Origin of the sequence: Micromonospora sp. URMC 106 (assembly GCF_051386395.1) — a bacterium.
Lineage (GTDB): Bacteria > Actinomycetota > Actinomycetes > Mycobacteriales > Micromonosporaceae > Micromonospora.
Map to the genome: position 1 here is coordinate 23,147 of NZ_JBPQTP010000082.1, position 7,098 is coordinate 30,244.

General features: G+C 74.2%; 10 protein-coding genes. 6 read left to right on the top strand and 4 right to left on the bottom strand.

What is annotated here, in order from left to right; translation table 11 throughout:
• Positions 1-79: 79 nt before the first annotated feature.
• The gene (locus ACSNOB_RS22795) at positions 80-1,237 is read right to left on the bottom strand and encodes a Cmx/CmrA family chloramphenicol efflux MFS transporter (RefSeq protein WP_436688477.1); all 1,158 of its coding nucleotides are present in this window, start codon (positions 1,235-1,237) and stop codon (positions 80-82) included.
• A 419-nt stretch (positions 1,238-1,656) separates the two neighbouring features.
• On the opposite strand from ACSNOB_RS22795, the gene ACSNOB_RS22800 reads away from it, so the two are divergent.
• Positions 1,657-2,334, top strand: a complete 678-nt coding sequence (locus ACSNOB_RS22800) for a M23 family metallopeptidase (protein WP_436688478.1) — start codon at positions 1,657-1,659, stop codon at positions 2,332-2,334.
• 60 nt (positions 2,335-2,394) lie between these two features.
• Here the strand turns inward: ACSNOB_RS22800 and ACSNOB_RS22805 are convergent, their stop codons facing one another.
• Both ACSNOB_RS22805 and ACSNOB_RS22810 read right to left on the bottom strand, forming a co-directional pair.
• Positions 2,395-3,429 carry a questin oxidase family protein gene (locus ACSNOB_RS22805; RefSeq protein WP_436688479.1) on the bottom strand — a complete coding sequence of 345 codons (1,035 nt, stop codon included), beginning with the start codon at positions 3,427-3,429 and terminating at the stop codon, positions 2,395-2,397.
• Between the two features lie 34 nt (positions 3,430-3,463).
• Positions 3,464-3,781: an NIPSNAP family protein gene (locus ACSNOB_RS22810; RefSeq protein WP_436688480.1), complete on the bottom strand. Its 318-nt coding sequence runs from the start codon at positions 3,779-3,781 to the stop codon at positions 3,464-3,466.
• Positions 3,782-3,844: 63 nt separating this feature from the next.
• Between ACSNOB_RS22810 and ACSNOB_RS22815 the strand changes: the two genes are divergently transcribed.
• From ACSNOB_RS22815 to ACSNOB_RS22835, 5 genes are all read left to right on the top strand, one after another.
• Positions 3,845-4,354 (top strand): hypothetical protein, encoded by a 510-nt coding sequence (locus ACSNOB_RS22815; protein ID WP_436688481.1) that lies wholly within the window; start codon positions 3,845-3,847, stop codon positions 4,352-4,354.
• Between the two features lie 94 nt (positions 4,355-4,448).
• Positions 4,449-4,973, top strand: a complete 525-nt coding sequence (locus ACSNOB_RS22820; protein WP_436688482.1) for a hypothetical protein — start codon at positions 4,449-4,451, stop codon at positions 4,971-4,973.
• A gap of 21 nt (positions 4,974-4,994) precedes the next feature.
• Positions 4,995-5,117: a hypothetical protein gene (locus ACSNOB_RS22825; RefSeq protein ID WP_436688483.1), complete on the top strand. Its 123-nt coding sequence runs from the start codon at positions 4,995-4,997 to the stop codon at positions 5,115-5,117.
• Positions 5,118-5,238: 121 nt separating this feature from the next.
• Positions 5,239-5,856, top strand: a complete 618-nt coding sequence (locus tag ACSNOB_RS22830) for a hypothetical protein (RefSeq protein ID WP_436688484.1) — start codon at positions 5,239-5,241, stop codon at positions 5,854-5,856.
• A 260-nt stretch (positions 5,857-6,116) separates the two neighbouring features.
• A complete protein-coding gene (locus ACSNOB_RS22835) occupies positions 6,117-6,512 on the top strand; it encodes a hypothetical protein (RefSeq protein ID WP_436688485.1) in 396 nt (131 codons plus the stop codon).
• Here the strand turns inward: ACSNOB_RS22835 and ACSNOB_RS22840 are convergent.
• Positions 6,456-6,947 carry a GNAT family N-acetyltransferase gene (locus tag ACSNOB_RS22840; protein ID WP_436688486.1) on the bottom strand — a complete coding sequence of 164 codons (492 nt, stop codon included), beginning with the start codon at positions 6,945-6,947 and terminating at the stop codon, positions 6,456-6,458. The two genes, ACSNOB_RS22835 and ACSNOB_RS22840, sit on opposite strands and share 57 nt — an antisense overlap.
• Positions 6,948-7,098: the final 151 nt, after the last annotated feature.

Sequence of the window (7,098 nt, forward strand, 5' to 3'; positions counted from 1 at the left end):
ATTGGGCAGATGCGCGTGGTCCGCGCACCGGCGAATGCGGGTGCACGCCGTCGCGCACCCGGTTGGTCAGGGCGGCGTGTCACCTCGGAGCCGCCACGGCGGCTCGCGTCCGGGCGGCGACGATGACGACGGCCGCCGCCGCGGCCAGCGCGGCGCTGACCCACGCGGCGTGGCGGTAGTCGTGCGTCGTCTCGGTCGCGATGCCGGCGAGGAGCGGTCCGAGGAACGCGCCGGCGTTCAGCGCGACCGTGGCGAACGACCCGCCCAGCGACGGCGCGCGGGAGGCGACCACCATGACGCGGTTGACGAGCATCGAGCCGATGCCGAACGACAGCCCGCCCTGGATGATCGTCACGACGAACAACGGGGCGGTGTGGGCGCTGGTGGCGGCCAGCACCGCCCATCCGGCAGGCAGGGCACACACGGCGAGGACCAGGCCCCGCCGTAGCTGTCCGTCGCCGATCCGACCGGCCGCCGTGACCCCGACGAACGCGCCCACCCCGAACGCGGCGAGCAGCCCGGGCACCGCGCCGCCCGGCAGGTGGGTGACCTCCGTCGCGATGACGGCGAGGTAGGCGAACGTCGCGAAGGTCGCCCCGTTGACCAGCGCCGCGAGGGTCATCGCCAGCCGCACGGGGCGCGACCCCAACTCGCGCGCTTCCCCCCTGATCGAGACGTCCCGGCGGCGGGCCGCGGCGGCGGGCGCCGACCGGAACACGAGCGCCAAGGCGGGTAGGCAGAGCGCGGCGACCGCCCAGAACGCCGACCGCCAGCCGAAGCGGTCACCGAGCAGCGCGCCCGCCGGCACGCCGGCGACGCACGACAGCGTCACCCCGGACAACATGACCGCCGTGGCTCTGGCCTGCCGTGCCGGGCCGGCCAGGGCGGTGGCGGCGGACATCGCGACCGCGAGGAAGCCGGCGTTGACGATCGCGGCGACGATGCGGGTGCCGAACAGCACCGGGAAGCTCGTGGTGACCGCACCGACCACGTGCACGACGACGAACGCGGCCAGGAAGCCCGCCAGCGCCCGACGACGTGGCCATCGGGCGCTGAGCACGGCCATGGCCGGCGCCCCGACGATCATCCCGACGGCGTACGCGGAGGTCAGGCCCGCGGCGGCCCCCACGGACACGGACATGTCGTGGGCGATGCCCGGTACGAGACCGGACAGCATGAACTCGGAGGTTCCCTGCGCGAAAACGGCAAGGCTGAGGACGTAGACAAACAGAGGCAAGGGGTCGACTCCAGCGCTGAGATACGCGAGCAGAGGCAGCGCGCGCCGGGCAGCGACCTACGTCAACCGGGAAGCCGGGACGAGAGACGGAACTGGGCCGGACGCGCGGGACACGTGTCCGGTCACTGGAAGCGAGACCCGATCGGGAACCGATCGGTCACTGGTCAGAGGACAACCCGCCGCCGAGCGACCGGCGGCTCCACTCTGTCTGACTCAGGGCTCACCCGAGGCACAGTACCCGCGACTCCTCCGGCCGCCAAGCTTGCGCACCTGTGCCAGGGTCGTCAGTGGTGCGGGACACGACGTGGCGGGCCGATCGCCCGCCGGTCGGCGCGGGAGGCTCGTGGCACGTGACCGCGCGGAGAAACGCGCCTGGCGCTCGCGCCCCGCCACGAGCAGGCGACACGGAAGGACCCGCGATGTCCACACCCGAACCGGTCGTACTCTCGCTGCCGTTTGACGGCACGTGGCTCGCGCGGAACAGCCCGGCGCGGCGCGTGCCGAGCCACGGCACCGACCTGTTCGCCACGACGTACGCCATGGACTTCGTCGCGGTGCGGGGACGGCGCACGGCGACCGCGCGGGACTGGCGCGCGCTGTTGTCCACGGAGCCGGTGGAGCGGTTCTTCGCGTTCGGTCAGCCCATCCTCGCGCCCGCCGCCGGCCGGGTGGTGTCGGTGCACGACGGCGAGCCGGACCTCGTGGCGCGGCGGTCGCCGCTCGCGCGGGTGCCCTACGCCCTGACCCAGGCGGCCCGGGTTCGCGGGGGCGCGGGCGCCATCGCGGGCAACCATGTGATCCTCGAACTGGACAACCGCGGCGGGTACGTCGTGCTCGCGCACCTGCGCGCCGGCTCGATCCGGGTGGACGAGGGCGAGTCGGTCGCGGTTGGCCAGGAGTTGGGTGCCTGCGGCAACTCGGGCAACTCCACGCAGCCGCACCTGCACATCCAGATCATGGATTCGGCGGATCCGTTCACCGCGCGCGGCGTCCCCCTGTCCTTCCGGGACTATCGGGTGTGGCGCCGGCCCGACGGGCCGCCGGTCGCGGTCGAGCAGGGCATCCCCCACGAGTCGGAGGTCGTCGAACGGCGGTGACGGCAGGCCCCCATGGCTGCGGCTCGCGCGGGCGTACCCGCTCGCGTCTCCCGGCGACGGTCAGTCGGCGGCGATCTGATCTGTCGATCCGGCGGCGACGGCGAGGATCGCGGGGCTGCCGCTGCGGGCGTACGCATCGATCGCGGTGTCGACGAACTTGATGGCGTGGGCATCGCCGGTGTCCGTCGCGCGGCGCATGACCTCGTCGGCGTCGAGACCGGAGGTGACGGGCGGAGCGGGCCGCGCCGCCGCGGGGGCGTAGGCGGCGGTCACCGCGGCCGTCGCCGCCCAGGCGGCGGCGAGACTCGGCGCCCAGAGCGCTCCCGGCAGCGCGGGCAGCGTGCGCAGGACCGCGTTCGGCGCGGTGGCGGCGTGCACGAGCATGACAGGGCTGGCGTATCCGTGCGTGCCGTGTCGGACGACGGCGGCGTCGACGATGCCGGCGAGCCGGGCCGGCACGTCGTCCGTGTCGCCGCCGGGCACCGCGCCCGCCGCTGCCGGCCACCCGGCCAGGTCGGCCAGCTGGGCGAGGCGGGCGCGGATGCCGGACCGCTGGTCGGGCACGCGGGGCACCGCGTCGAGCGCGGACCGGGGGTCGGTCGTCCGGTACGGCCCGGTGCCGGGCGGGGCGAGGGGTTGCCACCGGGCGGCCCAGTAGGCCAGCCCCTGACCGAGCTCGGCGACGCGCGGGCCGGTCTCCTCGTCGAGCAACGCGCGTACGGCGTGGCCGACGCGGATCACGCCGTGGGTGGCGCCCGCGGCGATGCCGGGGAGCAGGCGCGGCCACCAACGGACGAGCACCTCGCGCCAGTGTTCGCCGGCCAGCTCGCGGTCGAAGTAGTCGAGCCAGTCGCCGGTGCGGACCGGGTCGCCGAGCGGGTCACGCCACTCGTCGGCGGGAATGGGCCGGATGCCGCGCGGCCGCTCCTCCAGCCGGTCCGCGTAGGAGTCGAGCCACCGGTGGACGGCCTGTTCGTGACCGCGGTGTGCCAACGCCTCCACCGCCATCGGCGCGTGATTGGACAGCCAACCGTCCCGCTCCGGGCCGGTGTGCCGCACCCGTTCGTACGCCTCGTCGAGCATCGAGCCTGTCATGGGCCCGAGGCTAAGATCTCAAGTTCGGTTGAGGTCAAGGGCGGGACGGCGGCAGCAGGGGGCGCATGAAGGAGCGGTCGTAGCGCAGGACGCAGCCGCTGTCGTCACGGATGCGGTCGGCCGCCACGAAATCCGGGTCGGTGCCGAACAGCGACCGGTACTGCTCGTACGCGGCGAGGCTCGGGAAGCTGAACAGGGCGAGTGCGCGGTCACTGGCGCCTTCCGCGGGAAGGAAGTAGCCGTGGTGAGTCCCCCCGTGCCGCGCCACCAGCTCCATCCAGCGGCGGGCGAACCGCTCGAACTCGTCCAGCTTGCCGGGATCAATCACGTAGTCGACGACACAGGTGATCATGCGTCAACGCTACGCCGTCGAGCGGACGAGGTAGCGTCCGTGATTCACCACGGGGAGGGCTGCATGTACGACCGGCGTGACCTCGTCCGCGTCCATCTCGCCGCACAGGAGCGGGGATTCGGTGGCTACCGGCCCGATTCCTCGGCCTACAACGCGGCGCTGAGGGCGCACTACACGGCGATGCTCGACGGGCTCCAGCGACTCTTCGGCCTGCGGCTGCACGAGGACGCCGTCGACAGCCTCACCCACCGGGTGCGGTTCAGGTTGTTCTCCTCGACGGCCGACTCGTTCTTCGCCCTGCGCACTCCGTGGTCCGGTTTCCTGGAAGCTGGCCTGCTGATCCGGAAGATCGAGGAGGCGGGGGCCGAGGGCGAGCGCGTCATGGCCGCCAGCCGGCGCATCGACGCGCTGACCGCCGAGTCGCGGGAGAGCCACCTGGAGATGCTCGACGCGCTCGTCGCGATGATGCTCGGGGACCGCGCGGAGCTGACGTTCAGCACGGCCGACCTGCGGGCGATCGGTGTCGACGACACGGAGCCGAACACCACGGACCACCCGCTCTACGAGGGCTGACCCCGGCACGCCGGGCGCCGACGTCCCCCGGCGACCCGTCGGGGCCGACCGCCAAAGATCGAGCGGCGAGCGGCGGCCATCTACTGTCCTCGCCATGGGAGCAGGGACGCGCGCCCGCGCCGTCGCCGTCGCCGCGGCGATCGGGCTGGTCGCCGGCTGCGGCGGCGGGCCGCCGCGCGAGGCGCAGGGGTGCCGGAAGTCGGTGCGCGAGGCGGAGGCGAAGGTCCGGGCCGACCGCTGGGACCCACCGGAGGAACTGCCGGACCTCGGCGACTATCCCGAGATCCACTGGCAGGCTCGCGCGTTGGGCGATCCCTGTTCGCGGGTGCCTGGTCCGACGGACTGGGCCTACCAGGGTGTCGTCAGGCTGCACCCGCAGGACGCGCGGAGGTTGGCGGAGCGGTACGACTTCGTGCCCCTCGCGGCCGGCGCTCCGGCCCACCTCGGTCAGGGCAAGACGCCCGCCGACGTGTGGCCCGGGCTCCAACCGTTCGTCCCGGCCGGTGCCCGTTGGCTGCACAGCCGGTCGTACGACGAGGCCCCGCCGGCCACGCGCGGGCGGGTGGCGTTCCTAGACGCCGAGCACCGGACGGTGCTGTTCATGCTGAACGACCACTAGCGGCGGGGAGAGCCGGAGCGCATGCGGCAGGGGCGAAGCGGCATCGCGGCGATCCTGGAGAGCGTCCCCGAGGCCGAGGTGCCGCAGCGGTCCGTCCGCACCCTCGGCATGATCCAGCGCGCGCTGGCGAAGATCACCGGCTAGGCCCGCCCTCCCCCGCGGGAAGGAGACGGCTCGCCCCACGGCGGGAGGTGCTCGGGACCGCCCGCCGGCAACGTGGAGGCCGACGGCGACGCCGGGTCGCCGCGAGGGCCAGGAGGACCGGATGAACAAGACGTTGCGCGGGGTGGGCGCGGTCGCGTTGGTGGCCGCCACGGCGCTGGTGGCCGCGCCGTCGGCGAGCGCCACGCCGACGACGGCGAACGCACCGCAGACGCCGAGGACGGCGAGCGTGACCGGAGCCGGGGACGTCCGGCTGACGTTCGCGCCGGACCGGGACGTGCGCAGCTTCAGCTTCGACGCGCGCGCCACCCCGTACACCCGGCCCATGCCGGGGGCGCCGCAGGGCCTGCCCACCGACGCGACCGGGACCGTGCGGATCGCCCACCGGGTCGCGGCGGACGGCTCCACCGTCCGCTTCGCGGCCCGGGTCGACTGCCTGGTCACGGCCGCGCGGACCGCGACCCTCACCGCCGTGGTCACCGAGGCCGACGCGCCGGTGGCCGACCTCGTCGGGCGGCGGCTGGGCTTCAGCGTGTACGACGGGCCGGGCCACGACCGCGTCGGCTTCTCCTGGGCGGTGGTCAACGCCGACCAGGGCCCGGACGGGCAGTGGCGGGAGGGCAGCGCGGGCACCTGCATGGCGCCCGCGCCCTTCGCCCCGGTGACCGACGGCGGCTACCGGGTGCGGCACGCCGAACTGCCGCCGCCACCGCAGGGCTGAACCGGTCGGCGGATGCCGCCGGCCCCGACGGGCGATCCGCCGGCCCGCCGGGACGTTGATCCGGTTGGGCCCGCCGTGTCGTTGATCCGGTTGAGCCTGCCCCCACCTGCGGCGACGGTGGGGGCACCGACCGTGAGGAGGCACGCCGATGACCCGTCAGCGCGAAACCGTGGAGGTCGACCCGGGTCCTGTTCCGTGCCGTCTACGACTCGCCCGCGTCGCTGCCCGGCGAGCACCGGTGGACGACACCCGAGTCGGACGTGCGCCGGATCGAGAAGTTGCTCGGCATGCCGCTGCGCAGCATCGGCGCCCCGCTGTGGGTCAGCGGCGACGAGCCGGACTGCCCGAAGTGCGGCCGGCGGGTCAACTGGTACGACATCGTCTCCTCGGCGCTCTCCGGCGTACACGACCGGATGATGATCGCGACGGTCATCCTCGGCGACCGCAAGTACGTCAACACCGAGGTCCCGGACGCGATCGCCGGGGTGCGCTGCTCCGACTGCCGCACTTCGATCGAGGGGCTGCGCAGCTTCAAGTGCCACAACTGGGCGTACGCCTTCGAGGCGCTGGAGGCCGTCCGGGAGCGGATGTCCGGCGCGTCAGTCGTCGGCCGTCAGCTCGCGGGCGAACCGCAGACCGGGGCGCCCGTCGAGTGACACCTCGCCGACCCGCGTGAAGCCGGTGCGCCGGAGCACCGCGAGGGAGCCGGCGTTGTCCAGAGTGGTCATGGCGGTCAGCCGGCGCAGCCCGTACGTCCGGCGGGCCAGCGCCAGGACGCGGCGGACGGCGTCGGTCGCCACCCCGCGCCCGGCGGCCCGCTCGGCCACCCGGTAGCCCAGCTCGGCCTCGCCGTCGGCGACGTCGACCAGGTTGAACCGGCCCAGCACCGTCCCGTCGGCGTCGACCAGGACGTGGAAGTGGCAAACCCCGGTCTCCTGCTCGGCGAGCAGCCCCGCGTGCCGCGCGTCGAAGTCGGCGAAGTACGCGTCGCCCCGGTCCGGCACCGACCGGGCGAACCACTCCCGGTTGTCGAGTTCGAAGCGCAGCAGGGCGGCGGCGTGGTGGGCGGCGAGCCGCTGGAGGTCGGGCACCGCGCCACCCTAGCCGCGGCGCACCCGCGATCGCCTCCGGATTTCGGAGGCGGTCAGCGTTCGCCGGCGGAGCGGCGGTGCCACACCTCGATGCCGGTCTCCGGGCCGGCGTCGGGCAGCTCGTAGCGGGCCTCGTTGCGGGTGAGGGCGA

Excerpts from the sequence above, each read along its gene's own strand:
- ACSNOB_RS22800 (WP_436688478.1), top strand. The coding sequence starts at position 1,657 with ATGTCCACACCCGAACCGGTCGTACTCTCGCTGCCGTTTGACGGCACG.
- ACSNOB_RS22805 (WP_436688479.1), bottom strand. The coding sequence starts at position 3,429 with ATGACAGGCTCGATGCTCGACGAGGCGTACGAACGGGTGCGGCACACC.
- ACSNOB_RS22810 (WP_436688480.1), bottom strand. The coding sequence starts at position 3,781 with ATGATCACCTGTGTCGTCGACTACGTGATTGATCCCGGCAAGCTGGAC.
- ACSNOB_RS22815 (WP_436688481.1), top strand. The coding sequence starts at position 3,845 with ATGTACGACCGGCGTGACCTCGTCCGCGTCCATCTCGCCGCACAGGAG.
- ACSNOB_RS22820 (WP_436688482.1), top strand. The coding sequence starts at position 4,449 with ATGGGAGCAGGGACGCGCGCCCGCGCCGTCGCCGTCGCCGCGGCGATC.
- ACSNOB_RS22825 (WP_436688483.1), top strand. The coding sequence starts at position 4,995 with ATGCGGCAGGGGCGAAGCGGCATCGCGGCGATCCTGGAGAGCGTCCCC.
- ACSNOB_RS22830 (WP_436688484.1), top strand. The coding sequence starts at position 5,239 with ATGAACAAGACGTTGCGCGGGGTGGGCGCGGTCGCGTTGGTGGCCGCC.